The sequence below is a fragment of the Sphaerisporangium sp. NBC_01403 genome, from assembly GCF_045040145.1.
GTDB classification, from domain to species: domain Bacteria; phylum Actinomycetota; class Actinomycetes; order Streptosporangiales; family Streptosporangiaceae; genus Sphaerisporangium; species Sphaerisporangium viridialbum.
Genome location: NZ_CP109534.1, coordinates 4,102,706 through 4,128,183, shown reverse-complemented (window position 1 = coordinate 4,128,183; position 25,478 = coordinate 4,102,706). Strand labels below are relative to the sequence as shown.

The following is a 25,478-nucleotide window of genomic DNA, read 5'->3' as shown; positions in this document are numbered from 1 at the left end:
TACGTTGAGACGCATGATCGCCGAGGTAGACATGCCGTCTCGTCCCGAATCCGGTACGGGAGGAGACCACTGGCTCGCGGTGCGGCCGAGGCTGGTGCTCGCCAGTGCGTTCATGCTCTTCCTGGAGCTGGCGCTGATTCGCTGGACCGGCTCCAACATCGTGCACCTCAGCTACTTCACGAACTTCGTGCTGCTGGGGTCCTTCCTGGGCATCGGGCTGGGGTTCCTCCGGGTCGGGCGCACCACCAGGCAGCCGTACTACTCGCCGGTCGTCCTCGCCGGGCTGGTGCTGATCGTCCTGTTCTTCCCTGTGACGGTGAACCGCGAGACCGAGGGCATCCTCTACTTCACCAGCCTGTCCACGAGCGGGCCGCCCGCCTGGGCGATCCTGCCGGTCGTGTTCGCGGCGGCGGCGCTGGTGCTGATGGGCCCCGCGGAGCTGGTCGGCAGGTGCTTCCCCCAGCTTCCCCGGCTGGAGGCCTACCGCTACGACCTCGTCGGCAGCCTCACCGGCATCGCGATGTTCTCGCTGCTGTCGTTCGCGGGCGCGCCGCCCGTCGCCTGGGGCCTGATCGCGGCCATCGCGTACGGGGCGCTGCTCCAGCCCCGCTCCCTGGCCCGCTACGCCGGGCTGGTCGTCGTGCCCTCGCTGGTGATCGTCGGCGCCCTCACCGTTGAGACGCTCACCCCGGGCACGCTGTGGTCCCCGTACTACAAGGTGACCTACGAGCGCACCGACTTCAGCGGTGTTCCCATCATGAACATCGCGGTCAACGGCATCCCGCACCAGCAGGCGATCCCCGCGGCCAACCGCCTGGAGTGGGAGCGCCAGTACGCCCTGCCGTACGAGCGGGCGGCGGCGGCGAGCCTCGACGACGTGCTGATCGTGGGCGCCGGCAGCGGCACCGACGTCGCCATCGCGCTGTCCAAGGGCGCCAAGCACGTGGACGCGGTGGAGATCGACCCCAAGCTCAGGGAGCTCGGCGGCACCTACCACCCCGACCAGCCCTACAGCGACCCGCGCGTCACCACCCACATCACCGACGGCCGGGCCTTCCTGGAGCGCACCGGGAACAAGTACGACCTCATCCTGTTCGCCCTGCCCGACTCGCTCACCCTGGTCTCCGGGGCCAGCTCGCTCCGCCTGGAGAGCTACCTGTTCACCCAGGAGGCCATGCGCGCCGCCCGCGACCACCTCAAGCCGGGCGGCGCGTTCTCCATGTACAACTACTACCGCGAGCAGTGGCTGGTCGACCGGCTCGCCTCCACCGCGCAGGCCGCCTTCGGCCACAAGCCGTGCGTGGACGAGGTCGGCTCCGGGCAGCAGGCCGTGATCACCGCGGGGGTCACCCCCGACGCGCAGCGCTGCGTCAGCGAGTGGGCGGGCGCCAAGGCCGACACCCCGCCCCCGGCGGTGGACGACCGCCCGTTCCTCTACCTCCACGGGCGCGACATCCCGTCCATCTACCTCATCGCGCTCGGGCTGATCCTGCTGGTCAGCGTGGTCGCGGTCCGCGCGGTCGCCGGGCCGTTCCGCCGCATGCGCCCCTACGCCGACCTGTTCCTGCTCGGCGTATCGTTCCTGCTGCTGGAGACCAAGAACGTCACCGGGTTCGCGCTGCTGTTCGGCACGACGTGGGTGGTCAACGCCATCGTGTTCGCCGGGGTGCTCGTGGCGGTGCTGGCCGCGGTGGAGGTGACCCGGCGCTTCCGCACGCCGCCGCTGCCGGTCATGTACGCCATCCTGCTCGGCGGCCTGGTGGTCGCCGCCCTGGTGCCCAACTCCTGGCTGCTCGGCCTGCCCCTGCCGCTGCGGGCCCTGGTCGCGGTGGTGGTCGCGTTCATGCCGATCTTCGCGGCCAACGTGGTCTTCGCCAAGCGCTTCGCCGACACCGCCGACGCGACCGTCGCCTTCGGCGCCAACCTCCTCGGCGCCATCCTCGGCGGCTGCCTCGAATACCTCTCCCTCGTCATCGGCTACGAGGGCCTCCTGGTGGTAGCCGGCCTCCTCTACCTGGGCGCCTTCGCCCTCCTCCCCCGCCCCGCGAGAGCCCTGTAGGAAAGGGTGCCCGTTTGAGAAATCGGAGCGTGCCTCGAGGAAGCCCGTGGCTTTCGCCGGCGTGCGTTCAGCGAACCGTCGGGTCAGCAGCCGTGTTCGTGGTGCTCGCCCACGGTCTGGTACGGCTCATTGATGTAGATGCAGTTCCCACGGTTGTAGTAGGCGTTCGCCGAGGAGGCCCAGGCGCCCTCGATGGCGGCGCCGAGGATGCACGACGTGCTAGGCGTAGTGGTTGCCGGCGTGGTCGTCGAACTCGACGTTGACGGTGGTCGCGGTGGAGGTCACCACTGGGGTCGTGTAGCGGGCCGTGATCGAGGCGACCGCCGCGTCGACCGCTCCGGGGTCGGGCGCCGCCTGCGCGGGCGAGCCGAAGAGGGAGCTCCGGCCCCGCGTGGTTGCGCGGCGGGACGACGCTGGTGCTGCGGCGGGTCCGGATGGAGCTGGATACCTGGGATGCCGCCGACCGGCTCGGCCGGGAGAAGCTGGGCGTCAAGCATCTGCGGCACATGCAGTGAGGGCCGAGGAGGTCTTCGTAAGACGAGTGATTCTGCGGGGCAGGACATACCCGCGCCGAGCACGGCGGCCCGTCCTTGATCAGCATTGCCGACTGTTTTAGAAGTGGGTGTCCGGTTGTACGAGGGGTTGTATTGGCCCTGCCCCGGGCCTGAATACTGGGTGAACGCCACTTAGGCAGGCATCATCAACTCATGGGCGGTGACAGGGTGCTTCTCGGGGGCAACGCAACGCTGGCTGCGATCCTCTCCGAGGCAGGGTGTTCCCATGGCGCACTCGCGCGTCGGGTGAACGAGCTGGCGAGCCGTCAAGGCGTGATCACGCGCTATGACAAGGCATCTGTCACCCGTTGGCTACAAGGTATGCACCCCCGGGGGCACGCCCCGGAATTTATCGCCGCTGCGCTGGCCGAACGGCTCGGGCGGGCGCTCAGCCCCTCAGACATCGGATTCCTGGCAGAGCCTCAGCGTCCTGTGGTGGCCCGCTCGCTGGCTTATGTTGAAGAGGTGGGTGAAACACTGCACATGCTCGCTGAACTCGGCTCCACCGATGTTTCTCGTCGCGCGCTCCTCGGTAGCGTGCCCTTCGTCGCCACCGCCTTGATGGACCCTCAGCGCCGCTGGCTGCTTTGGCTGCTTGAGGATGAGCAGGCCACCCACCTGGCCGCCGTCACGAGCGGTGGGCCCGCTGAGCGGGTCTACGCGATGATCGCAATGTTCGACGAGATGGACAATCGCTTCGGTGGCGGACACGTGCGCAGCAGTGTCGTGCACTACCTCAGCACCGAGGTCGTCCCGATGCTGCAGCGGTCAGGAACACCTGGGCGTCAGCGTGGTCAGTTGTTCACCGCGGCAGCGAAGCTGGCCGCCATGGCCGGCTGGAGTTCGTACGACTCGGCGGAGTACGGGCTGGCCGAGCGATACATGGTCCAAGCGCTACGGCTCTGCGCGGAAGGCGGGGACCGTGTGCTAGGTGGACAGATTCTGGCTGGTCTGTCCCATTTGGCCACCGGTCTTGGCCGTCCCGACGAGGGAATCGCCCTCGCTCGCAGCGGGCTGGTCACCGCCAAGAACGCTGGAAGCCCTCTGGGCCTGATGCGGCTGCACATCATGGCCGCCCGCGGGCACGCCGCGCTCAACCACTCGTTGAAGGCCGCCGCCTCGTTGAAGGCCGCCGAGGCTGCCCTCGATGCGAGCAGCGGACCCGAGAATGAGTCGCCCTGGGTCCGCTATCTTGACCACCACTATCTCGATGCCGAAGCCGCCCACTGCTTCCGTGACCTGGGCGACGCCCGCCGCGCCGAACACCTAGCCGACGATTCGGTACGCGCCAACGCTGACCGGAGGCGACGCCAGGCCATCAGCCAATCCGTCCTGGCCACCGCGCATCTGCAACAGCGGCGCCTGGAGGAGGCCATCGACGCGGCCACCACCGCCTTGAACTTGCTTGGCACCGTCAAGTCCGAACGCTCCGTGCAGGCACTGCGTGACTTCCGCATGCGGCTGGAGCCGCACGGCGCGGAACCGCTGGTACGTCGATTCGAGCGGCAGGCCCAGCCCGTGCTGGGCGCGGCCTGAGGTCAGTACCCGTCCGGGGTCGGCGCGTTCTGTGCCCGATCCACGGGAATGTTCGCCCCAGAAATGCCATTCGCCGAATCGGAGAGCAGGAAGGCGATCACTGCCGCGACCTCCGCGGGATCCACCAACTGTCCGAAGGGGAACTCTCGTGTGAATGCGGCGAATCCTTCAGGGTCTTCGCTCCGCATCCGATCCCACCGCTTGCCCGGGATGAGCATGGAGCCTGGAGAGACGGCGTTGACCCGGATCCCGTCGGCTCCAAGCTCCCTCGCCAGGGAGGTGGCCAGGTGGATCTGTGCGGCTTTGGCCGTTCCGTACTGGGCCTGAGGTCCGGGTTTCCAGCCCGAGATCGATGAGACGATCACGACGGCTCCGCCGCCCGCCGCGCGGAGATGGGAAGCGGCGGCCGAGATGAGCCGCGCCGCGTGCCCGACATTCAGCTCCCACGTCGTCGCCCAGTCCTCAGCTGTCGCTGAGCCGAGCGCCCCGCCCTTCGCCCCGCCGGCGCACGCAACGACACCGTCCAATCCGCCGAAGTGGACCGCCGCCTCGATGACGAACTCCTCCAGCATGTCGGACGCGGTTACATCGAGTGCCTTGGTGTAGAGCGCGCTTCTACCCTGATTACCCAGGGAGTTCGCCAGCTGACGGAGGCGTTCCTCGTTGCGAGCGCACGTCGCCACCAAACAGCCTTCAGCCACCAAACGCCGCACGACCTGTTCGCCCAGCCCACGAGATCCGCCAGTGACGACAACACGTCGTCCGGTCAGCCCGAAACCACCCCTGCGATTCGGGTCGGCGCGATCGTCATTCACGACGTGCTCCTCTCTGTGTGTACATTCTAACGATCTTGTTGGGTGACTCCTGGTGAGTGCGTAATCACGGGAATTCCGCGGATGGATCGGCTGGAAATGGCTGCTCCAGCGCTTCATACCACCGTCGTACACCCCGGCGTGCTCGCGAACACCCGCCATGCGTCCTTCCGCGTCGCCCAGCCGGGCGGTTTCCTTGGGACGGCACCCAACCGCTTCGAACGGTGATGGCTGCTGACTCACAGTGCCAAGCCACCTGCCTCAGGAAGGAATCGCCCTCATGGCCTTCGACGGCACCTCCCGACCCCTTCCGCCCGCAGCGCTCTTGTTGCGGGAAGAACCGCAGGCAGGGCGGCGTAGCCAGGGCGGGCTGACTGAGGACGCAGCCAGAAGCGTCACCGTCAGCGCGGCGTCTCCGGCTCTCACCGCTCGCGCTCAGCTGGAGATGGCCACTGATCCGCTTGCGCCGAAGAAGGCGCGTGACTTCACAGCCGAGACTCTGCGCACGTGGGGAGAGCACAATCTCGTCGAGGATGCCACGCTCGTCGTCAGCGAACTCGCCACCAACGCTTTCCGTCACGGACATCGGCGGTTGGAGGAACTCGCCGATGCCGCGCGTAGGGACATCGAGAAGATCACGCTGATCCTGGAACTGTGGCCGGACGCAGTGGGAGTCCGCCTCCAGGACAGTTCCCCAGTAGTACCCGCGCCCCGGGTCGCTCTTGACGACCAGGAAGACGGGCGCGGCCTGCGGATCGTCTCGGCCGTGGCCTCGTCATGGACCGTTTCTCCCGTTGCCGCAGACGGAAAGCAGATCACCGCCTTCCTGCGTCGCGACGGCCGCACTCTGCCGCATGACCTGTGACCTCCCCTGATTTCTCCTAAACCGATAGTCCCCAATGGAGGAGGACCGCGACTAAACCGATAGTCCCCAATGGAGGAGGACCGCGACTGTGATCGCCGGGTCGATCTCCTCGGCGGGACAGGGTTGACGGCCAAGACCGACGCCTTGTTCTACCTCAGCAAGGACGCGTTCAAGCGCCGGCTCATCGACGATCTCTGGAAGGCGCGAGCGGCGACGTCCCCCAAGTCGCTTGCTCAGGTGATGCTGTCCGACGTGGTCCTCGACGCGGTGCGCAAGGAGGTCCGGCGTCAGACGGGCCACAATGCCGAAGCCAAGGACCTCAGCCGTATCCTTCGGGAGGAAGTCCTACGACCGGAGTCGCTGGTCTGAGCCTAAGGCGAAGGCGCCAAGGTGACGTTCTCATCGACTCGTCGACCAGTGCGCATCGCTGCTCCCGCCGATGGGTCGTTCCCCGTGACGCGAGAGCCCTAGCTGGCTGGGCGGTCGGTTGCTGACGTCGATGCGCGGGAGCCTTGCCCGGCTGCCGTTGGGCGCGCCCGACCCCGAACTGTCCGCTCGTCCTGCCGGTGCCGTGAGAACGGCAGGGCGCGGCTGCCTCGAATACCTGTCCCTCGTCATCGGCTACGAAGGCCTCCTGGTAGTAGCCGGCCTCCTCTACCTAGGCGCCTTCGCCCTCCTCCCCCGCCCCGCGAGAGCCCTGTGACACCTCCCCTTGCCGCCAGACGTCACCTGTAGGAGTTGATCAGGCGGGCCAGGTGGGTGCCCGCTATCTCTAGTGGCTTCTCGGTTCTGGAGAATTGGGCGGCCAGTTCGGCGCCCTCGAGGGTGTTGATCACCGTGCAGGCGAGGTCGCGGGCGTCGTCTTCGGCGATGCCGGCGCGGCGGAGCCTGTCGGACACGAGGCCCCGCCAGTGCTCGAAGGCCTGGGCGACGGCCTGCTGGATGTCGGGAGCGCGGCCGACGGTCTCCAGCGCGGTGGTCGTGACCGGGCAGCCGTCCATCCAGTCGGAGTCGCGGAGCTCCTTGGCGAGAATCCGGGTGCAGGCGATGACCGCCTCGGCCGGATCCTCTGCGCTTTCGAGCCCCTCGCGCAGGATGCCGGTGAACTCCTGCTCGCCCTGGCGGATCGCCTCCGCGCCCAGCTCCTGCTTCCCACCCGGGAAGAAGTGGTAGACCGAGCAGTGAGGGAGATCCTCGTGAGCAAGCAGGCAGCTACCTGCGCGCTCTCGCGGTGGCCGACGCGCACGGCATATCGGCGGAGGAGTTCCTGCCGTACGCCACGTCCATGATGTCCTCGATTCCGGGCTTCCTCGGGTTTTACGCGCCGCGGATCGACGCGGGCAGGCACACCGGCGACGTGGACAAGCTCGCCACGGGTGTGGCCGGCGTCGACCACATCGTCCACGCCACCAGGGACGGCGGCCACGCCGCCGACAGCTTCGCCAGTCTGGTCGAGATCTTCAAGAAGGCCGCGGGGTAATGCGCGTCGCGCCTGGTCCGGTAGCCGGCCGGGGGGTTCAGAAGCCGCAGGCTTCTGAGAGGGTCTTGGCCGCCTTGTTCTGATGGTTGGGGGTCGGGGTGTCGAGGGGAGTGGAGGCCCTCGGGGTGCGGGCCGGGGTGGGGTTGGCGGAGGAGCCGCTGGGGGTCGGGGTCGCCGAGGGGTTCTGGGACCCGGACGGGGAGGCGGTGGCCGCCCCGGTCGTCGTGGTGGGGCTGGCGGTGACGCCCGCGGCCAGGAGGCCCCGGGCGGAGCGCTCGGAGTCCTTGATCGCCTGAGTGGTGAGGCGGCGGATCTTCACCCAGTCCGCCGCGCCCGGCCAGACGGTCGGCGGTACGAACTGCAGGCTGGTCGTCTTGGCGTCCTTGACCTTCAGGGCCAGCGGCACCAGGTGTTCCAGCAGGTCGCGCGGGATGTCGGTGCGGAACATGTGCCGGGTGGCGGTCGCGATCTTGCCGAAGTTCGCGAGCACCACGCTGGGGGTGGCCTGGTCGAGGAGCGCGCCCATCACGCAGCGCTGCCGCGACATGCGCGAGAAGTCGTCGCTGTCGACGCGGGAACGGCCGTACCAGAGCACGTGCTCGCCGTCGAGCTTCTGGTAGCCCGCCTTGATGGTGCCGGCCGTGCCGAAGTGCCCGCCCCACTTGATGTCGGTCTCCACGCGGATCTTGAGCCCGCCGATCGCGTCGATCAGCGCGGCGAAGCCGTACATGTCGACGATCGCGTAGTAGTCGACCTTGAGGCCCAGGGTGTAGCCGATGGCGCTCTTGAGCTCGTGGGGGCCCCTGCCCTTGCCGAGGTGGTCCTCGGCGTACTGCCAGACCTCGTTCAGCAGGCCCTGCCCCGAGTCGCCCGTGAAGCCGTTGGGGAACCTCGCGGCGAGCGGGTCGCCCTTGGGGAATCGGACGTACTGCAGGTTGCGGGGGAGGCTGAACATGACCGTGTTGCCGGTCTTCACCTCGACGCTGGCCACGGTCATGCTGTCGGTCCGCACGCCGGTCCTGTCGCCGGCGGCGTCACCGCCGATGAGCAGGAAGTTGACCCGGCGCCTGCCGTTCCACGGGTCCTCCTGCTTGACGGGCGCGATGGTCTCGCCCGGCACCTGCACGGTCGGGAAGATGGCCGCCGCGGTCTGGCGTACGGTCATCATGCTGCTCGCCGTCAGCGCGAAGGGCGCCATGACGCTCACGCAAAGGACTCCGACCACGATGCCGGAGACCACCTGGCCCGTCTGGGGGAGCCGGTTGGGGCCGAGGGCGATGTAGGAGGTGATGATGAGGGCGAACCACGCCAGCGCGCCGACGGCCGCCGCGGCGATCACCGTCACCAGGATGCCGTCCTTGACGGCCAGGCCCACGTTCGCCCGGACGACGAGCGCGAACACGAGGCCGGCGACGAGGAGGAGGGCGAAGGCCCCGAGAAGCGCGAAACCGGTGCGCCGCTGCCCCGCACGGAGGTGGGCCGCGCCGGGGACCAGCGCGGACAGCCCCGTCCATCCGATGACGGAGGCGGTGGTGGGGGTCTTGGCGTAGCGGGGAGGTGTGGCGGTCGGCCGCTTCGGGGCGGGTTCCTCCGGGCCGTCCCCGGCCGCCTCCCCCGCGGTGCCGCCCACAGGCGTGGTCACAAGCGCTCCCTCATGACTGTCGAATCCGGCCGCCAACCAGGAGAAACCCATGGTTGACCCCCCGCAGGTTCACGGAATTCCAGGATTCTAACCCCCATACCTGGACATCACTGACGCAAAGCCAATTTTGAGGAATCGGACGGTAACAACTGTCTTAACTCGTCATCTCACCTGACAGCCGCTGTCAAGCGCGCCCGCCTCTACGAAGTGCTGGAGGCGGGGGCGAGCCAGGTGTTGCACTGGTAGGCCTTGTCGCGCTCGTATCCCTGCCGGAACCAGCGGCCGCTGTTGGCGGGCGTGCCGTGGTCCCGCGGGTATCCGGGCCAGTCCCCGACGTTGGAGAAGAAGTAGAACAGGTTGGCGCGGCGGGCCGGGGGGATCGGGTAGCTCGTGGCCACAGACCTCATCCACATGCCGCTGAAGCAGTTGGCCTGCAGCTCGTACTTGCGGCTCAGGGCGAGCTTGGCGCTCTGCGACCGCGCGTCCAGGGTCTTGCCCCACCAGGAGTTGGCGAGCCCCGACAACTGCTGGACGTGGTGGCCGTACTCGTGGGCCATCATGCCGATGATCGCGCCGTGCCAGCTGGACAGCGAGCCGTACCCGCGCTGGTCGCCCCGGCCGCGCGCGAGCGCCGTGGTCGAGGCGTAGATGGTCGTGTTGCGCGGGCAGTAGTAGGGCACGATGCTGCCCCGCTGGGGGAAGTCGCCGCACGCGCCCCGGCCGCCGCGCGCCGTGATGGCGTACCTCGGGGGGGCGAAGGCGATGCCGGTCTTCCGCAGCGCGGGAGACCAGGTCCGGCTCATGCACTGTCCCGTCTTGAGGATCAGCGACTTGAGCTGGGCGTCGTTGAAGATGTTGGTGGCGGCGGCGTGGCAGGGGACACGGGGCAGCGCGCCGACCCGGTAGACCGTGTTCCCGGTCAGCGTGGTGTTCAGCGAGGGCCGGCTCGTCTGGGTGTTCGTGTCCACCTGGGAGCTCGACGTGTCGCGCGGGGGCGTCACCGATGTGGGCGTCCGGGTCGTGCCGTGGGGCGAGGAGCGGGTGGGGTACGGGATCGGCGTGTAAGGGGCGTAGGTCGGGAGCGCCACGGGAGAGATCGGGTCCGGGTGCCTGGCGCTCTTCAGGGCCGCGGAACCGATCACCAGCAGGACGAACACGGCGGCGACCACCCCGAGAAGGCCGCCGACGACCGCGCCCGCGCTCGATTTGCGCTTCGGTGGGCGCCGGTTCGGGGGCAGGTGCCCCGGCGGGCCGTACGGACCTCTGGGCGGACCTGGCGGGCCGTTCCACCCCGGTGGAGGCGGCGGGAACGGCGCGGGTGCCTGGCCGCCCGGAGGCGGGGGAGGAGCCTGGTACGGGGGCCCGGGCTGCTGCCCGGGGGCCTGCGCGGGCGGGTACGGCCGCCGGTAGGGCTGACCCCCCGGCCGCGGCGGGTACGGCTGCGCGGGTTGCGGCCCCGGATAGGGCTGCGCCGGGCCCTGTCCGGGGTACGGCTGGGCGGGCCCCTGTCCCGGGTAGGGCTGCCGCCCGGGGCCCTGGCCGGGTCCCGGGTACGAGGGCCGCCCCTGTGGCGGGTAACCCTGGGGCGGTTGGCGCGGTCCACTGGGCGGGTACGGCGGCGGGACGTCCTGCGGCACCGGGCCGCCTGCCTGCGGTACGGGGCCGCCGCTCCAGCCCGGATCCCGCGGCACCGGGCCGCCGCCCTGGCGTGGATCCTGAGGGGGCGGATAGGGATGGCGTCCCCCCGGCGGGGGCGGTGGAGGATGCTGTCCGTTGGTACCCATTCCGTGCGCCCCCTTCCCGGCCTCAGAAGGCCGAGCCGCTCTCCCCAGTCACAAGATCCACATTCTGGAGCATTTTGGGCATAACTGCACTGAATTCCCAGTAGTCACGGAAGTAGCGGTATCTGGTTACATTCTGAAATCATCCAAGGTGATCTCTGCGATGTTCCGGATTCGCCGAGCCCCTCTGCCCTAGCTTCGATTCCATGAATCTGCAGCAGCTCCGTTATGTGGTCGCCACTGCGGAGCACCGCACCATGACCGACGCGGCCAGATCGCTCTACATCGCGCAGCCCGCGCTTTCACGCGCGATCCGCGACCTGGAACGTGAACTCGGCATGACCCTTTTCGCTCGCTCGGGGCGGGGAGTCGTCGTGACGGCACAGGGCCGCCGCGTCGTCAAGCTCGCCAAGGAGGCGCTCGACGCCGTCCACGAGATCGAGGCGCTCGCCACGCACACGCACTCCGGCACGAGCGAGCTGCGCATCGCCTCGCCTCCGAGCCTGGAGCCCGGCCTGGCGGGCCGCCTCCTTCCCTCCTACGTCTCGGAGCATCCGGGGGTACGGGTGCAAATCGTTCGGTGTGACGGCCGTGACGGCGTCGTGAACGCCATCCGGGAGCAGCGTGCCGACCTCGGGCTGACCGATCTGCCCGTGCCGGCCGACCTGGTCAGCCACCCGCTCGAACGGCAGGAGATCGTGCTGATCTCGCCTCCCGGCCTTGACCTCCCCGAGTCGATCCCCATGATCCGCATGAACGGCATGCGGCTCGTGCTGCCGCTGCCGGGCAGCGCCCGCCGCAGGGAGTTCGACCAGCTCTTCGCCACCTACGGCGTGCGGCCGGTCGTGGCCGCCGAGACCGACGAGCGCGGCGGCTGGCTGGCCACGATCAGGGCCGCCTCCGCCTCCCTGCTCGGGTACCGGGGGATGTCGGAGCAGGCCGTGCGGGCGGGGCTGGTGGTCCGCTCCCTCGACCCGCCGCTGCGCCGGATCATCGCCCTCGTGCACGCGCGCAAGCGCCTGCCGGGCATGGCACAGGATTTCCTCACCGTCGCCGAGAGCGGCTCGGCGATCTGAGCCGTTTTGGAGCGTTCCCATGACTTCGGGACGCCGTCCGGCGGCGCCGGAGCCCTGTGCGGCGATGCTGGCGTACGCTTGCGGCGATGCATACTCTGCGCCTGCGTGACCGCGAGTTCCGGCCAGGCGAGTTCGCCGTGATGGCCGTGGTGAACCGCACCCCCGACTCCTTCTACGACCAGGGCAGGACCTTCGGCTTCGACGCCGCGCTGGCCGCCGTCGCCGAGGCGGTCCGGGCCGGGGCCGACATCGTCGACATCGGCGGGGTGAAGGCGGGCCCGGGCGAGACCGTGGACGCCGCCGAGGAGATCCGCAGGGTCGCCGACCTGGTCGCCGCCGTGCGCGCCGCCCATCCCGACCTGGTGATCAGTGTGGACACCTGGAGGGCCGAGGTCGGCGAGGTGGTCGCCCAGGCCGGAGCCGACCTGCTGAACGACACCTGGGGCGGTCCCGATCCCGGTCTGGCCGAGGTCGCCGCCAAGCACGGCATCGGGCTGGTGTGCGCCCACGCCGGAGGCGTCACCCCGAGGACCCGGCCGCACCGCATCGCCTACGACGACGTGGTGGCCGACGTCGTCGCGCACACCGCCGACCTCGCCCGGCGGGCCGTACGGGCCGGCGTGCGCGAGGACGCGATCCTCATCGACCCGGCGCACGACTTCGGGAAGAACACCTGGCACTCGCTGGAGGTCAGCCGCAGGCTCTCGGAGATGGTGGCCACCGGGTGGCCGGTGCTCGTCGCCGTCTCCAACAAGGACTTCGTGGGAGAGGCGCTGGGCGGGCTCCCGGTCGGGGAGCGCCACGCGGGCACCCTCGCCACGCTGGCCGTCTCGGCCTGGCAGGGCGCGCGGGTCTTCCGCGTCCACGACGCCGCCTCGGCCAGGGCCGCCCTCGCGACCGTCGAGCGGCTCAGGAGCGGCCGGGCTCAGCCGTAGATCACCGAGAGGAACCTGATCAGGATCGCCTCACGGGTGCCGGCCGGCAGGGCGTCGAGCACGGTGTTGACCACCGCCATCTCCGGCTGGCCGTCACCGCCCAGCTCCACGCCGACCGACGCCGCGAGCTCCGTGAACGTCGCGTCGTCCAGCGCGTCGAGGTCGAGCGAGGCCAGGACGCCGGTCAGCCCGTCGGGGATCCGCGCGGGGCCCCTCTCCCTGGCGGCCGCCGCCGCGGCGGCGATCACCTCCAGCATGGCGTCCACCCCGGCGAGGGTGACCCCGGTGACCGTGACGTGCAGGTTCGCGGGGATGCCGGCGTACGAGAGCTGCGGCTGCAGGAACCACCCGAGCTTGCGCGCCTCGTCGGACAGCACGAACACGTCCACGCCGTCCTCGCCCGCGAACGCCACCAGCGAGGACTCCGGCTCGCCCAGCACCCGCAGGCCGGGGATCGCGCCGATGCCCGCGACGAGCCTGCGGGTGGCCTCCAGGGTGCTGCGGGCGAGGTCGAGGTAGCCGGCGCGGCCGAGCGCGTTGAGCGTCGCCCACGCGCCGCCGAGCGGGCCCGCCGACTTCGAGCTCTGCACGGTGGTGTTGATCACCGTGTACCCCGGCCACGCGGCAGAGGCGAAGTACGCGGCCCGGCGCAGCGCGGGGTCGGCGAAGAGCACGACCGAGGCGCCCTTGGGCGCGTAGCCGAACTTGTGCAGGTCACAGGAGATGGACGTCACGCCGGGCACCGACAGGTCGAAGGGCGGGACCACCGCCCCGGCCCGCGCCAGCCAGGGCAGCAGCCAGCCGCCGACGCAGGCGTCCACGTGGCACAGCACCCCGCGCGAGGCCGCCAGCGCGGCGATCTCCGCGACGGGGTCGACCACGCCCTGGGGGTAGGAGGGGGCGGACGCGACGACCAGCACGGTGTCGGGCGTGATCGCGGCGGCCACGGCCGCCGGATCGGCGCGGAAGGTGCCGGGGTCGACGGCCACCGGCGCCACCTCGACGCCGAGGTAGTGCGCCGCCTTGTGGAACGCCGGGTGCGCGGTCACCGGCAGCACCATGCGCGGCCGTCCCGCGACGGGACGCGCGTCCCTGGCGGCCTTCACGGCCAGCATGATCGACTCGGTGCCGCCGCTGGTGAAGATGCCCGGGGTGTGCGGCCCGCCGCCGAGGAGCTCCGCCACCGCCCCGACGACCTGCTTCTCCATCGCGACGATGCTCGGGAACGCCGTCGGGTCCAGCGTGTTCACTTCGAGCATCTCGAAGTAGGCCCGCGCGGCGGCCTCGTGCACCTCGGGGCGGCCGGTGTCGTAGACGTACGCGGTGACCTTGCCGCCGCGCACCGGCAGGTCGTCGCGCCTGAGCCGGGCGATCTCCGCGAGGAGCTCTTCGGCGGTACGGCCGTTCTCGGGAAGCACGTGATTCTCCCTTGGGGCACGAGGGTGGCTCAGGCGGCGCCGCTCCTAGGGGTGACACCACTCGATCGGCGAGGGACATTACCACGCCAGCCCCTACATAACGGGCACAAGATCGTCACACCTCACGAACGCGACAGCGGCAGCCGCACGACGGCGCGCAGCCCGGGGGAGGCGTCCTCCAGGTGGACCGAGCCCCCGTGGGCCCGGACGGTCTCGCGGACGATGGCGAGGCCGAGCCCCGCCCCGCCGTCGTCGCGGCTGCGGGAGCTGTCGAGTCGGGTGAACCGGTTGAACACCCGCTCCCGGTCGGCCTCGGGGATCCCCGGCCCGTCGTCCGTGACCGTGATCACCGCTTCCGCCCGGGTCGCGCGCAGCTCCACGCCGACGTGGCCGGCCGCGTGCCGTACGGCGTTGTCCAGCAGGTTGACCAGCACCCGCCCCAGGTCCATCGCGTCGCCGTCGACCACCGCGGGTCCCGCCGCCACTATCTTGACCACGGTGTCGTCGTAGCGGTCCGCCGTCGCCTCGACCAGCTCCCCGAGGTCCACGGGCTGCCACCGGGCCGGGCGCCGCCGCTCGTCCAGGCGTGCCAGGGTGAGCAGACCCTCTGCCAGCCGGCTGAGGCGCAGGGTGTCCTCCAGCACGCCCTCCGCGGTCTCGGGCCACTCCTGCCCTTCCGGGTGGCCGAGCGCGACCTCCAGCTGCAGGCGGATGCTGGCCAGCGGGCTGCGCAGCTCGTGGGCCGCGTCCGAGATCAGGGCCCGCTGGGAGGCCTCGGCCGCCTCCAGCCGGGCCAGCATGTCGTTGAGCGTGGTCGCCAGCTCGTGCACCTCGTCGCGCGCCTCGGGCACCGGGAGCCGGCGCGCCCTGGCGGTGCCGCTGATCTCCGCCGCGCCCCGGCGCAGCGCCGTGATCGGCCGCAGCGTGCGGCCGATGATCAGCCAGCTCGCGGCGCCGAGCAGCACCAGGAGCACGGGCGTGCCGACCACCAGCATGTGGACGGTCGCCGCGAGGCTGTCCGCGACGTCCTTGAAGGACCGCGCGGCGATCACCGTCCTGCCGTGGTCGGCGTGCAGGACGACCACGCGCAGCGGGGCCGGGATGCCGTACGGGCCGCCGTCCACGAACCGGCCCCGGCCGTCCGGCGGATCCTCCTCCCGCGCGCGGGCGCTCACCAGCGGGACCAGGCGGTCGGCGCCGAGCGTGACGTGGGTGATGCGGCCCCGGTCGTCCAGCACCTGGATGATCGTGCCGTCCGGGACGGCGACGGGGTCGGACAGCCGCCCGTCGTCCGCCAGGGCGACCACCTCCCTGGCCCGCTGGTAGGCGACCTCGTCCGTGGAGGCGATCAGCGCCCGGCCCAGCACGCTGACCAGCAGCGCGGACGCCGCCGCGAGCGCCAGCGCCAGGACGGCCGAGGCCGTGGCGGTCAGCCGGAAGCGCAGGCTCTTCCGCCGCCACCAGGCCAAAGGCGACCGGTCAGCCGCCATCGCCCACCAGCCGGTAGCCCGCCCCGCGCACGGTCTGCAGGGCGTTGCGCCCGAACGGGACGTCGATCTTCCTGCGCAGGTAGCCCACGTACACCTCGACCACGTTCGGATCGGTGTCGTAGGTGTCCCAGACGTGCTCCAGGATCTCGGTCTTGGACACCACCTCGCCCGGACGGCGCAGCAGGAACTCCAGCAGGCCGAACTCGCGCGGCGTCAGCTCGATCGGGGTGCCGCCGCGCGCGACCGCCCGGCCGGCCGGGTCCAGGGTGAGATCCCCCGACCTGAGCACCGCCGGACGGCGCCGGGCGCCGCGCCGCATGAGGGCCCGCAGCCTGGCCACGAGCACGACGTAGGAGAAGGGCTTGGTCAAGTAGTCGTCGGCGCCGAGGTCCAGGCCGTCCGCCAGGTCGTACTCACCGTCCTTGGCCGACAGCATCAGGATCGGCACCCAGTTCTCCTCGGCCCGCAGCCGCTTGCAGACGTTGTAGCCGGAGAGCCTCGGCAGCATGATGTCGAGCACGACCACGTCGTAGTCGCCCTCGCGGGCCAGGTGCAGGCCGTCCTCGCCGTCGTGGGCCAGGTCGACCGCGAACCCCTCCGCCTGCAGCCCGCGCCGCAGCGCGGCGGCCATCCGCCTCTCGTCCTCGACGACGAGCACGCGCATCCGGACTCCCCCCAAAATTGTGTGTCACCCCATCTTGGCCTGTGCCGGCTGAGACCCGGCTGAGAACGGAGACCCGGCGGCCGGCCCCGCGAGCTGCGGAAAGCCCTCCGGCCTGAGAGCCCTCTCAGCTTGTCTCAGCTTCGGCACAGGGGCCGCGCGGCAGTCTGCGGAGTATCGGATCGCGAAGACATACCGTTGAGGAGTGACATGCCGTCCCAGTCCAGAAGAGTACGTGCCGTGAGGTGGGGAGTCCCGGTCGTCGCCGTCGCCGTGGTGGGAGCCGCGGTCGGCGCGGGGCCGGTCATCGCCGCCGTCCAGGGCGACCCGTCCCTCCCCGACCGCACCGCCGCGCAGCTGCTCGCGGAGGTCGCCAAGACCGCGCGGCACCAGGCGCCGCCCGCCATGTCGGGCACCGTCGTGGAGACCGCCTCCCTGGGCCTGCCGGCCCTGCCACTGCCCGGGGGGTCGAGCAGCTCGCCGATGTCCCTGCTGTCCGGGTCCCACACCATCAAGGTCTGGTACGGCGGCGACGGCCGGGTGCGGCTCGCCCTGCCGGGCCCGATGAGCGAGACCGACGTCATCTCCACGGGCACCGGCGAGGCCTGGCTGTGGCAGAGCGACCAGAACACCGCCACGCGCTACAAGCTGCCGCAGGGCACCGGGGCCGACGGCGCGAAGGCCGCGCACACCGCGCTGCCCACCGCCACGACCCCGGCCGACATGGCCGCCGAGGTGCTCAAGGCCGCGGACGAGAGCACCGCGGTCACCGTGGAGAACGGCCAGCACGTCGCCGGCCGCGCCGCCTACCAGCTCGTCCTCACGCCCAAGGACACCTCGTCCCTGGTCAAGCAGGTCAAGCTCGCCCTCGATGGGGAGAACTACATCCCGCTGCGCGTGCAGGTCTTCGCCAAGGGGGCCTCGGAGCCCGCGTTCGAGGTCGGCTTCACCCAGGTGAGCTTCTCGGCGCCCGCTCCCGAGAACTTCGCGTTCACCCCGCCCGCCGGCGCCAAGGTCGAGGACAAGACGCTCGGCGCCGAGGGCGCGCCGAGCGGCGACAAGCCGGCCGAGCCCGATGGGCACGCCCTGGGCAAGGACGCCGGGAAGATCCGCACCATCGGCAAGGGCTGGGCCACCGTGGCCGAGGTGCCGTTCTCGCTCGCCGACCTCCAGCGGCCGCCCGCCACGGGCGAGCACGGGAAGTGGGGGAACGGCGATCCCACCGCGGTCGTCGACTCGCTGCTCAAGTCGGCCAAGCAGGTCTCCGGGCCCTGGGGGAGCGGCAGGGTGATCCAGAGCAAGCTCGTGTCGGCGCTGGTCACCGATGACGGCAGGCTGCTGGTGGGAGCCGTCACTCCCGAGGCGCTGGCCGAGGCGGCCGGCCAGAAGTGACGACGACGATGACGGGGGAGGGGGCGCACGAGGCGGCGCCCCTTCCCGGGGTCCCGCGCCCGGCCTCAGAAGCGATATCCACCGACGACTGCTCGATCGTGTCGCGCGGGCTCACCAAGCGCTTCCGCGGCGGGCAGGTCGCCGTCGACGACCTCGGCCTCGCCGTGCCGCGCGGCTCGGTCTTCGGCTTCCTCGGTCCCAACGGGTCCGGCAAGACCACGACGATCCGCATGCTGCTCGGCCTGATGAGCCCGACCAGCGGCGGGTGCGAGGTGCTCGGCCGGCCGATGCCCGCCGGGCTCGGCGCCGCCCTGCCCAAGGTCGGCGCGGTGGTCGAGGGCCCGGCCTTCTACCCGTACCTGTCGGGCGAGGCGAACCTGCGCCGGTACGACGCCGCCGACCCCACGGCCGACCCCCGCACCGTGCGGGCCCGCGTCGGGGTCGCGCTCGACCGCGTCGGGCTCGGGGCGGCGGCCGGCAAGCGCTACCGGGCGTACTCCCTCGGCATGCGCCAGCGCCTGGCCATCGCCGCCGCGCTGCTCGGCCCGCGCGAGCTGCTCGTGCTGGACGAGCCGACCAACGGGCTCGACCCGCAGGGCACAAGGGAGGTGCGGTCGCTCATCAAGGAGATCGCGGCCGACGGCACCACCGTCTTCGTCTCCTCCCACCTGCTGGCCGAGGTCGAGCAGATGTGCACCCACGTCGGCGTGATGCGCACTGGCCGCCTGGTGGCCCAGGGACCGATCGCCTCGCTGCGCGAGGGGCACGCCCCGCGCGTGCGCGTGGAGAGCCCGCACGCCGCCCAGGCGGCGTCGGTGCTGAACCACCTCGGGCTCGCCGACGTGCGCACCGGACTGGACGAGGTCACGGCCGAGCTCGGCGCGGTCGCGCCGGAGCGCGTCGTCGCCGAGCTGGTCGGGGACGGGGTTGCCGTACGCGGCTTCGCCGTCCTGCGGCCCAGTCTCGAAGAGCTGTTCGTCGGCCTGACAGGAGAGGGATTCGATGTCGACGGTTAGATCGGCCGGAACCACATCACCGGCGGCCGCGCCCGCCCGCCCGGCCACAGAGCCGGCCACAGAGCGGACCGCCGGGCCGACCGCCGGGCCGTCCGCCGGACCGGTCCCGGCCGTGTACGCGAGCCCCGGGGCGGCGCGCGCGGCGCTGCGGCTGCTGGGCTCGGAGCTGGGGCTCACCTTCCGCAGGCCGCGCAACATCGCCATGCTCATCGTGCTCGCCCTCGTCCCTGTGCTGATCGGCATCGTGCTCCGGGTGGTGGGCGGAGACGGAGACGCGCCGTCGCTCATCACGCAGGTCGCGGGGAACGGGCTGATGCTGACCTTCGTGGCGCTGTCGCTGCTGGTCCAGCTGCTCCTGCCGCTGGCCGTCGCGGTCGTCGCCGGGGACGCGGTCGCGGGCGAGGCGAACGGCGGCACCCTGCGCTACCTGCTCACCGCCCCCGCGGGCCGCACCCGGCTGCTGGCCGTCAAGTTCGCCAACGTGGCCGTCTTCGGGCTCGCCGCCTGCGCGGTCGTCGCGGTCGCCTCGCTGGTCACGGGCTTCGTCCTGTTCCCCGTGGGGCCGGTCACGCTGCTGTCGGGGACGACCATCCCGCTCGCGGACGGGCTGCTGCGCGTCCTCATCGTCACCGGCTACAGCGCCGCGGGGATGGCCGCGCTCGGGGCCGTCGGCCTCGCGGTCTCCACGCTGACCGAGGTGCCCATCGGGGCCGTCGCGGCGACCGTGGTGACCGTTGTGTTCTCGCAGGTCCTCGGCGTGATCCCGCAGCTCGCCCCGGCCCAGCCGTACCTTCTGACCTCCTGGTGGGGTTCTTTCGACGGGGCGCTGCGCGATCCGATCGCGACCGACGTGATGGGCCAGGGGCTGCTCGTCTTCGCCGCCTACGCGGTGGTGTTCGGCTCCATCGCCTGGGGCCGCTTCTCCGGCCGCGACATCACGAGCTGAGCCGGGTCCGGGCGCTCGCGCACCCGGACCCGGCCGGGTGTCACTCCTGCGGGGTACGCCGCCCGCGGCGCAGGCCCGCCACACCGGTCGCGACGCCCGCGACTCCGACGGCGATGCCGATGCCGGCCAGCAGCCGCGCCGTCCCGTCGGAGTCCGCGCCGGCGCTCGCGTCGTCGTGCGAGTCGCTCTGCGCCTTGACGGCCAGCGTGGGCGCCGCCGAGGCGGCGGGGGTCGCGGACGCGGCGGCCGACCCGTGCTCGTCACCCCCGGCCGCCGGCGCGACGAGCTTGAGGGTCGGGACGGGGTGCTCGGCCTCGGTGCCGTCGGCCTTCGGCTCGTCCGCCCACTTCACGACCTCGCCGCTGGAGTAGGTCTGGGTGGCGGGGAAGAGCAGCTGGTCGGTGTCCTCGGGCATGAATCCCATCGACACCTCGAACTCCTGGAACTGGCCCGGCTCGATCTTCCCGCCGGTCCAGGTGATCTTCGTGACGGCCTCGGTGATGTCGCCGTACTTGGACGGGACGGCCTTGGGCAGCTTGCTCTCGGTGACCTGGACCTTCCACCCGGGAACCGGGCGCACCGAGACGAACGGCAGCGGGTGGTCGATCGGGAGGTCGATCACCAGCTTGGTCGTCGAGTCCTTGTCCCGCTCGTTGGGGACGCGGAAGGCGACCTTGGTGAAACCGCCCTTCTCCGCCGTTCCCGGGTTGATGGTGACGTGGGCGAGGGCGGGCAGGGCGAGGCCGACGGTGAGAGCGAGGGCACCGGCGGTGACGGCGGCCAGGCGGCGGCCGGCAGAGCTCAACGACATCGGGAAATCTCCACTTCGTACAGGGGGGAAGGCAGGAGGCGCGAGCCGCGTCGCCGGGGAGGCCGGGCGGGCGTCAGAGGACGCGCCGCCGGGTGGCGGCGGCTCGCGAGGTGTCAGGAGGCGGCGGGAAGCGGAGGACCGCGCCTGGTGACGGTATGGCGGAGCTCCCGCCCGGCCGGGACGGGATCGAGGCGCCGGGGGGCGCGGGCGGCGGGCCGTACGGGGCCTGCCGTGCCCTCGTCGAGCAGGGCCAGCAGGTGGCGCAGCCGGCGGACGGCGAGCGTGCCCAGCCTGCGGAGCACCGACCACAGGGCGGACTCGCCCCTGGCCAGCCACCAGCCGGTGATCAGCGTGGCGGTGAGGTGGGCGACCACCATGCCGATGTCGGCGCCGAGCCCCTGCCCGTGGGAGAGGTGGACGCTCAGGGGGGAACCGATGTCCCCCGAGAGGCCGAAGATCTGGTGCAGGAACAGCTGCGCGCCGACCAGGAAGCCGATGATCGTCTGGGGCGAGCGCTCGCGCCCGGCGAGGAGGACGGTCGCGGCGGTCACCGCGACGCCACCGGCGGCCACCGCCCACGACGAGGGCCCCGAGCCGCCCGCCGCCCGGTGGCCGAGCACGGCGAGAGTCACGCAGACGACCGTGAAGGCGGCCGACCGCGCGAGGCGCAGGGGGAGGCGGGCACGCATGACGCCCCACATCGTGCCACGCCGGGGGACCGCCTGTCTCCGCGGCCCATCGACATTTCGACCGTCTCGGTGTGACGTCTGCCGCTTCAGGGGTTTTGTCGCTACTGTTGCCCGCGTTCGCTGGTTCTGTGCAGAACGAGGTGGTCACCATGCGGCATTTCTTCGGGTTGCTGCTCGGCGTTGTGGTGACGGCGGTGCTTCTGGTGGGCACCGGGTGGGCCTCGCAGGACGCGTTACGCGGGATGGCCGGCGTCGCGAACGCCGCCACGGGCGCCGTCGACCCGATCAGGGACACCAAGGCGCTGATCGGCCTCGGTGCGATGCTGGCGGCCGGTCTGGTCTTCGGCCTGGTGGTGGCGGGCAGGGTCTCGCCCCTCGCGACGTTCGTGCCGTCCATGGTGCTGCTGGCGTGGACGGTGATCTACGTGCTGGACGTGAACCGCGCGCTCAGCCTGGCGCCGGACGACCCCTCGATGAACCCCATGATCGTCCAGGCCGGCAAGGGCATGCAGGACCTGCTGGGCACGGGCGTCTACGCGATGCTGGGCATCGCCCTCTTCGTCCCGGTGCTGATGCCCTCGCGATGGGCCGGCCGCGAGCGGGACGAGGAGGACTACGAGGAGGAGACCTCCGAGCCCGCGGGCGGCGGCTACTACTGAGCGGGACGTCCCGGCTACGACCGGACCGCCCGCGTGTAGAGGCGGGTGACGACCTCCTCGATCGACGCGCCCTCCGGGGCGGTGGCCCTGAGCTCGGCGACGGTGCCGTCGAAGGCCAGGCTGCCGTGGTCGATCAGCATGACGCGGCGGCAGAGCCGTTCGATGTCCCCGAGGTCATGCGTCGTGAGCAGCACGGTGGTGCCCCGCTCGGCGTTGAGCCCGCGAAGGAAGTCGCGCACCGCCGCCTTGCTCACCACGTCGAGCCCGATGGTGGGCTCGTCGAGCACCAGCACCGGGGGGTCGTGCAGCAGCGCCGCCGCGATGTCGCCCCGCATGCGCTGCCCGAGGCTGAGCTGCCGTACGGGCTTGTCCAGGAAGCCGCCGAGGTCGAGCACCTCGGCCAGCTCGGCGAGCCGCTTGCGGTGCTCCACCCGATCTACTTTGTAAAGGTGCCGGATCAGGGTGAAGCTGTCCTTGAGCGGCAGGTCCCACCACAGCATCGTCCGCTGGCCGAAGACCACGCCGATGCGCCGCGCGAGCGTCGTGCGGCGCCGGGACGGGTCGAGCCCCGCGACCCGGATGCGCCCGGTGGTGGGCGTGAGGATGCCGGTCAGCATCTTGATCGTCGTGGACTTGCCCGCGCCGTTCGGCCCGAGGTAGCCGACGAACTCCCCGGCGGCCACCTCGAACGACAGGTCGCGCACGGCGTGCACGACCCGCGTGCTCCGGCGCAGGCGCCCTGACCTGCCGCGTACCGTGAACGAACGGCCGACCCCGTCGAGCTCGATCATGTGCGTCAACTCCCCGTCGAACGGTAGCGGCGGAGCCCGGCGCGCCACGCGAGCGCGGCCACGCAGGACAGGACGAGCGCGGCGACCGGGCCGAGGAAGCGCAGCGCGTACGGCAGGCCGATCGGGTCGGGGTGGCCGAGGACGAACAGGCCCGGCTGCCAGTTGACGAAGGCCAGTGGCACGATGAACGTCACCGCGCGCACGAGGTCGCTCCCGTAGACGCTCAGCGGGTACTGCGTGAGCTGGCCGCCGCCGTACGTGAACGCGTGGCCCACCTCCGCCGCGTCGGTCAGCAGGAACTGCAGCGCCCCGCTGAGGGTCCACACCGCGGTGAACAGGACGATGCCGCAGAGCACCATGAGCGGGATCATCCACGCGCGCTGCCACGGCACGTGCAGCCGGGTGAGGGCGATGGCGAGCACCGTCGCCGCCTGGGCCGTGCGGCCGAGGCGCTGGAAGGTGAACCGCTCGACCGCTATCTGCACGAACGGGCTCACCGGCCGGACCAGCATCGCGTCGAAGGTGCCGGCCCTGACGTGCTGGCCGAGCTTGTCGACGTTCCCGAAGAGCAGGTCGGCGAGCGCGAACGAGATGCCGGACGTGCCGTACAGGAACATCACCTCGGGCAGGGTGAAGCCGCCGAGGGAGCCGGTGTGGGTGAAGATCACCGCGATCGCCGCGATGTCGAGGCCGGTGACGAGGAACGAGCCGACCGTGAGCAGCGCCATCGACGCCGGGTACTGCGCGGCGGCGCGGATCCAGGTGGCCGCGAGGAACACGTAGCCTCTCGCCATCTCGATCATCGGGGCACCCCCTCGGGGGCCGGGGAGACGTCAGCCACCCTGGATCACCACCTTGTGGCGGGCGGACCGGGTGGCGAGCGCGCCGGCGCCGAGCACCACGGCCGCCCACATGGCCTGGAAGGCGAGCGCGCCGAGAATGTCGCGCTTGCCCAGGTAGACGTCGGCGGGGACCTGCACCATGGCCGCCCAGGGCAGCGCCTGCGCCAGCGTGCCGAGCCAGCCGGGGAACAGGATCAGGGGCAGGACCATGCCGCTGAAGAAGGTCGTCATGACCAGCGACAGCGACTGCAGGCCCCGGTCGTCGACGACCCAGCAGCTCGACAGCGCCACCAGGTAGCGCAGGCCGAAGCTGACCGTGACGCCGAGGACCATCGAGACGAGGAACGCCGCCCAGGTGACCGGGCTCGCGGGAACGTGGATGCCGAACACGAGGGCGCCGACCACCGCGGGCGGGATGCTCCTGACGAAGAACAGGAACGCGGCCCTGCCGAGATCGTCGGCCAGGGTCCACAGCTGGAGCGAGGCCGGGCGCACCAGGTCGAGGGCGATGTCGCCGGTGCGCACCCGCTGGGCCAGCTGCAGACCGCCTCCGAACACCTCCATGGGCCCGATGAACGCCTGGGTGAGGAAGCAGAAGGTGACCGCGTCGGTGACGTCGTATCCGGCGAGGCCGGGCCGGGCCTCCCACAGCGCGATCAGGACGTACGCGCGGAGGATGCCGAAGATCGTGTTGGTGAACGCCCCGGCGAGGGCGGCGGCCCGGTAGGTGGCGTGACGGCGGAAGCCGTACCTGAAGATCGTCAGATAGAGCGCGAAGGTCGGGCACCTCCAGGGTGGGCGGTGACTGGCATTGTAACCAGGGGCGCCCGCCGGTCACCTCCCGTTTTACCGGGTGCCCTCGCGCCGGGGACGCCGCCGCCGTTCACGCCGCCCTGGGGACTACCTCTCCTCGGCCACTCCCAGGTACATCAACTGGGACATTTTGGGGTGGAACGCGATGGAGGTGACCCTGTCGTAGGAGTTGTGGGCCGTGGTGACCCGCCTGCGGCCCGCGTCGTACCGGTGGATGTCGGTGCCGTACCCCTGGAACGAGGTCCCGAACACGAAGTAGAGGACGCCGGGGTCGTCCGGGTGGGGGGCCAGCACGGGCCCGTTGACCAGCGTGACCTCGTCGCTCTGGTCCACGACGGGGGTGAAGTGCCGGCCGCCGTCGACCGAGCGGTAGATGTGCCGGCCGCCGGACGGCGCGCCCGCGTCCAGCTCCTCGCTGTTCAGGCCCATCGCGTACACGACGTTCGGCGCGGCCGGGGAGATCGCGACGCTGAACGCGCTGATCTTGCCGCCCTTCCCGCTCAGCCCCGTGGACGCGATCCACGTGTGCCCGCCGTCGAAGGTGACGTGGGCGCCGGTCCCCATGCCGCCCGCCACCACGTGATCCAGGTCGGACGGATCGAACGCCGCGGTGTAGAAGGCGGCCAGCGGCCCGGTGGGCACCCCGACGGGCTTCCAGCTGCGCCCGCCGTCGCGCGAGTCGTACAGCCGCCCGTCGCCGTCGGACACCCGCACATGGTCGCCGTCGCGCCGGTCGGTGCCGAGCCCGCTCACCTCGGCGGCCGGCGACGTGAGCGAGGTGACGCCGGCCGGTGTGGCGAGCGAGAGGTTGCCCTCGCGGTCCCAGGCGTAGGCCTTGTCGCCGCGGGCCGCGGTCAGCGAGATGTACCAGCCTTCCACCTTGCTCACCTGCGTCCAGGTGCAGCCGGCGTCGGCCGAGCTCAGCAGTACGTTGTTCGACATGGCGAGTAGCGCGTCGCGTCGTTCCAGGGCCACGAGCCCTGAGGTGTAGACGACCGGGCGCAGCGCCTGGCTGGTCGGCGCGATGGTCTTGCCCTCGTTCCGCGTGAACGTCACCGACCCGTCGCCGGTGACCGTCCCGCACCTCGGCGGGCCCCAGGCGCCGGCGCCGCCTATCTCGCCGTCGGCGACGGCGGGCGCGGCGGCTGACAGGACCGCGAGCGCGGTCGCGAGCCCGATGGTGAACGCCTTCTTCAAGGCTGCCTCCTTG

Annotated in this window: 24 protein-coding genes; 11 read left to right on the top strand and 13 right to left on the bottom strand. The window is 71.3% G+C overall.

Annotation, left to right across the window (positions count from 1 at the left end; all coding sequences use genetic code 11):
* Positions 1 to 13: 13 nt before the first annotated feature.
* Both OG589_RS18675 and OG589_RS18670 read left to right on the top strand, forming a co-directional pair.
* Positions 14 to 2,059: a spermidine synthase gene (locus tag OG589_RS18675; RefSeq protein ID WP_405150719.1), complete on the top strand. Its 2,046-nt coding sequence runs from the start codon at positions 14 to 16 to the stop codon at positions 2,057 to 2,059.
* A 707-nt stretch (positions 2,060 to 2,766) separates the two neighbouring features.
* Positions 2,767 to 4,149 carry a hypothetical protein gene (locus OG589_RS18670; protein ID WP_405150718.1) on the top strand — a complete coding sequence of 461 codons (1,383 nt, stop codon included), beginning with the start codon at positions 2,767 to 2,769 and terminating at the stop codon, positions 4,147 to 4,149.
* A gap of 2 nt (positions 4,150 to 4,151) precedes the next feature.
* On the opposite strand, the gene OG589_RS18665 is transcribed toward OG589_RS18670, so the two are convergent.
* Complete coding sequence (locus OG589_RS18665; RefSeq protein WP_405150716.1) at positions 4,152 to 4,964, bottom strand: SDR family NAD(P)-dependent oxidoreductase; 813 nt, start codon at positions 4,962 to 4,964, stop codon at positions 4,152 to 4,154.
* Between the two features lie 277 nt (positions 4,965 to 5,241).
* On the opposite strand from OG589_RS18665, the gene OG589_RS18660 reads away from it, so the two are divergent.
* Both OG589_RS18660 and OG589_RS18655 read left to right on the top strand, forming a co-directional pair.
* The gene (locus OG589_RS18660) at positions 5,242 to 5,826 is read left to right on the top strand and encodes an ATP-binding protein (RefSeq protein ID WP_405150715.1); all 585 of its coding nucleotides are present in this window, start codon (positions 5,242 to 5,244) and stop codon (positions 5,824 to 5,826) included.
* Positions 5,827 to 5,895: 69 nt separating this feature from the next.
* Complete coding sequence (locus OG589_RS18655) at positions 5,896 to 6,195, top strand: hypothetical protein (protein WP_405150713.1); 300 nt, start codon at positions 5,896 to 5,898, stop codon at positions 6,193 to 6,195.
* 356 nt (positions 6,196 to 6,551) lie between these two features.
* Here OG589_RS18655 and OG589_RS18650 read toward each other — a convergent pair whose 3' ends face one another.
* Positions 6,552 to 6,920, bottom strand: coding sequence for a TetR family transcriptional regulator C-terminal domain-containing protein (locus OG589_RS18650; RefSeq protein ID WP_405152070.1), 369 nt, complete (start codon positions 6,918 to 6,920; stop codon positions 6,552 to 6,554).
* Between the two features lie 122 nt (positions 6,921 to 7,042).
* Here OG589_RS18650 and OG589_RS18645 point away from each other — a divergent pair, with 122 nt between their 5' ends.
* Positions 7,043 to 7,306 carry a hypothetical protein gene (locus OG589_RS18645; protein ID WP_405152069.1) on the top strand — a complete coding sequence of 88 codons (264 nt, stop codon included), beginning with the start codon at positions 7,043 to 7,045 and terminating at the stop codon, positions 7,304 to 7,306.
* A gap of 37 nt (positions 7,307 to 7,343) precedes the next feature.
* On the opposite strand, the gene OG589_RS18640 is transcribed toward OG589_RS18645, so the two are convergent.
* Both OG589_RS18640 and OG589_RS18635 read right to left on the bottom strand, forming a co-directional pair.
* On the bottom strand, positions 7,344 to 8,948 hold the full coding sequence (locus OG589_RS18640) for an LCP family protein (RefSeq protein ID WP_405150712.1): 1,605 nt from the start codon (positions 8,946 to 8,948) through the stop codon (positions 7,344 to 7,346).
* A gap of 200 nt (positions 8,949 to 9,148) precedes the next feature.
* Positions 9,149 to 10,117, bottom strand: a complete 969-nt coding sequence (locus OG589_RS18635; protein WP_405150710.1) for a neutral zinc metallopeptidase — start codon at positions 10,115 to 10,117, stop codon at positions 9,149 to 9,151.
* Positions 10,118 to 10,935: 818 nt separating this feature from the next.
* On the opposite strand from OG589_RS18635, the gene OG589_RS18630 reads away from it, so the two are divergent.
* Both OG589_RS18630 and folP read left to right on the top strand, forming a co-directional pair.
* A complete protein-coding gene (locus tag OG589_RS18630; RefSeq protein ID WP_405150709.1) occupies positions 10,936 to 11,805 on the top strand; it encodes a LysR substrate-binding domain-containing protein in 870 nt (289 codons plus the stop codon).
* Positions 11,806 to 11,891: 86 nt separating this feature from the next.
* Positions 11,892 to 12,740: a dihydropteroate synthase gene (gene folP, locus OG589_RS18625; protein ID WP_405150707.1), complete on the top strand. Its 849-nt coding sequence runs from the start codon at positions 11,892 to 11,894 to the stop codon at positions 12,738 to 12,740.
* On the opposite strand, the gene OG589_RS18620 is transcribed toward folP, so the two are convergent.
* From OG589_RS18620 to OG589_RS18610, 3 genes are all read right to left on the bottom strand, one after another.
* Positions 12,731 to 14,158 (bottom strand): pyridoxal phosphate-dependent decarboxylase family protein, encoded by a 1,428-nt coding sequence (locus OG589_RS18620; protein WP_405150706.1) that lies wholly within the window; start codon positions 14,156 to 14,158, stop codon positions 12,731 to 12,733. The genes folP and OG589_RS18620 overlap by 10 nt on opposite strands.
* Before the next feature lie 122 nt (positions 14,159 to 14,280).
* Positions 14,281 to 15,648 (bottom strand): sensor histidine kinase, encoded by a 1,368-nt coding sequence (locus OG589_RS18615; protein ID WP_405150704.1) that lies wholly within the window; start codon positions 15,646 to 15,648, stop codon positions 14,281 to 14,283.
* Positions 15,638 to 16,312, bottom strand: a complete 675-nt coding sequence (locus OG589_RS18610) for a response regulator transcription factor (protein WP_405150702.1) — start codon at positions 16,310 to 16,312, stop codon at positions 15,638 to 15,640. Before OG589_RS18610 ends, OG589_RS18615 begins: the two co-directional genes overlap by 11 nt.
* A gap of 237 nt (positions 16,313 to 16,549) precedes the next feature.
* On the opposite strand from OG589_RS18610, the gene OG589_RS18605 reads away from it, so the two are divergent.
* The 3 genes from OG589_RS18605 to OG589_RS18595 are packed head-to-tail and all read left to right on the top strand — an operon-like array spanning position 16,550 to position 19,663.
* Positions 16,550 to 17,701 (top strand): LolA family protein, encoded by a 1,152-nt coding sequence (locus OG589_RS18605; RefSeq protein ID WP_405150700.1) that lies wholly within the window; start codon positions 16,550 to 16,552, stop codon positions 17,699 to 17,701.
* Positions 17,698 to 18,717, top strand: a complete 1,020-nt coding sequence (locus tag OG589_RS18600) for an ATP-binding cassette domain-containing protein (RefSeq protein ID WP_405150698.1) — start codon at positions 17,698 to 17,700, stop codon at positions 18,715 to 18,717. The genes OG589_RS18605 and OG589_RS18600 overlap by 4 nt, the downstream gene beginning before the upstream one ends.
* On the top strand, positions 18,704 to 19,663 hold the full coding sequence (locus tag OG589_RS18595) for an ABC transporter permease (RefSeq protein WP_405150696.1): 960 nt from the start codon (positions 18,704 to 18,706) through the stop codon (positions 19,661 to 19,663). Before OG589_RS18600 ends, OG589_RS18595 begins: the two co-directional genes overlap by 14 nt.
* Positions 19,664 to 19,703: 40 nt before the next feature.
* Here OG589_RS18595 and OG589_RS18590 read toward each other — a convergent pair whose 3' ends face one another.
* Both OG589_RS18590 and OG589_RS18585 read right to left on the bottom strand, forming a co-directional pair.
* Positions 19,704 to 20,474, bottom strand: a complete 771-nt coding sequence (locus tag OG589_RS18590; RefSeq protein ID WP_405150695.1) for a YcnI family protein — start codon at positions 20,472 to 20,474, stop codon at positions 19,704 to 19,706.
* Positions 20,475 to 20,587: 113 nt separating this feature from the next.
* Positions 20,588 to 21,163, bottom strand: coding sequence for an MFS transporter (locus OG589_RS18585; protein ID WP_405150694.1), 576 nt, complete (start codon positions 21,161 to 21,163; stop codon positions 20,588 to 20,590).
* Positions 21,164 to 21,312: 149 nt separating this feature from the next.
* Here OG589_RS18585 and OG589_RS18580 point away from each other — a divergent pair, with 149 nt between their 5' ends.
* Positions 21,313 to 21,822: a hypothetical protein gene (locus OG589_RS18580; protein ID WP_405150692.1), complete on the top strand. Its 510-nt coding sequence runs from the start codon at positions 21,313 to 21,315 to the stop codon at positions 21,820 to 21,822.
* 14 nt (positions 21,823 to 21,836) lie between these two features.
* Here the strand turns inward: OG589_RS18580 and OG589_RS18575 are convergent, their stop codons facing one another.
* From OG589_RS18575 to OG589_RS18560, 4 genes are all read right to left on the bottom strand, one after another.
* A complete protein-coding gene (locus OG589_RS18575) occupies positions 21,837 to 22,613 on the bottom strand; it encodes an ATP-binding cassette domain-containing protein (RefSeq protein WP_405150690.1) in 777 nt (258 codons plus the stop codon).
* 5 nt (positions 22,614 to 22,618) lie between these two features.
* Positions 22,619 to 23,416, bottom strand: a complete 798-nt coding sequence (locus OG589_RS18570) for an ABC transporter permease (protein ID WP_405150688.1) — start codon at positions 23,414 to 23,416, stop codon at positions 22,619 to 22,621.
* A 30-nt stretch (positions 23,417 to 23,446) separates the two neighbouring features.
* A complete protein-coding gene (locus OG589_RS18565; RefSeq protein ID WP_405152068.1) occupies positions 23,447 to 24,106 on the bottom strand; it encodes an ABC transporter permease in 660 nt (219 codons plus the stop codon).
* Between the two features lie 249 nt (positions 24,107 to 24,355).
* Positions 24,356 to 25,465, bottom strand: coding sequence for a WD40/YVTN/BNR-like repeat-containing protein (locus OG589_RS18560; protein WP_405150686.1), 1,110 nt, complete (start codon positions 25,463 to 25,465; stop codon positions 24,356 to 24,358).
* Positions 25,466 to 25,478 lie beyond the last annotated feature (13 nt).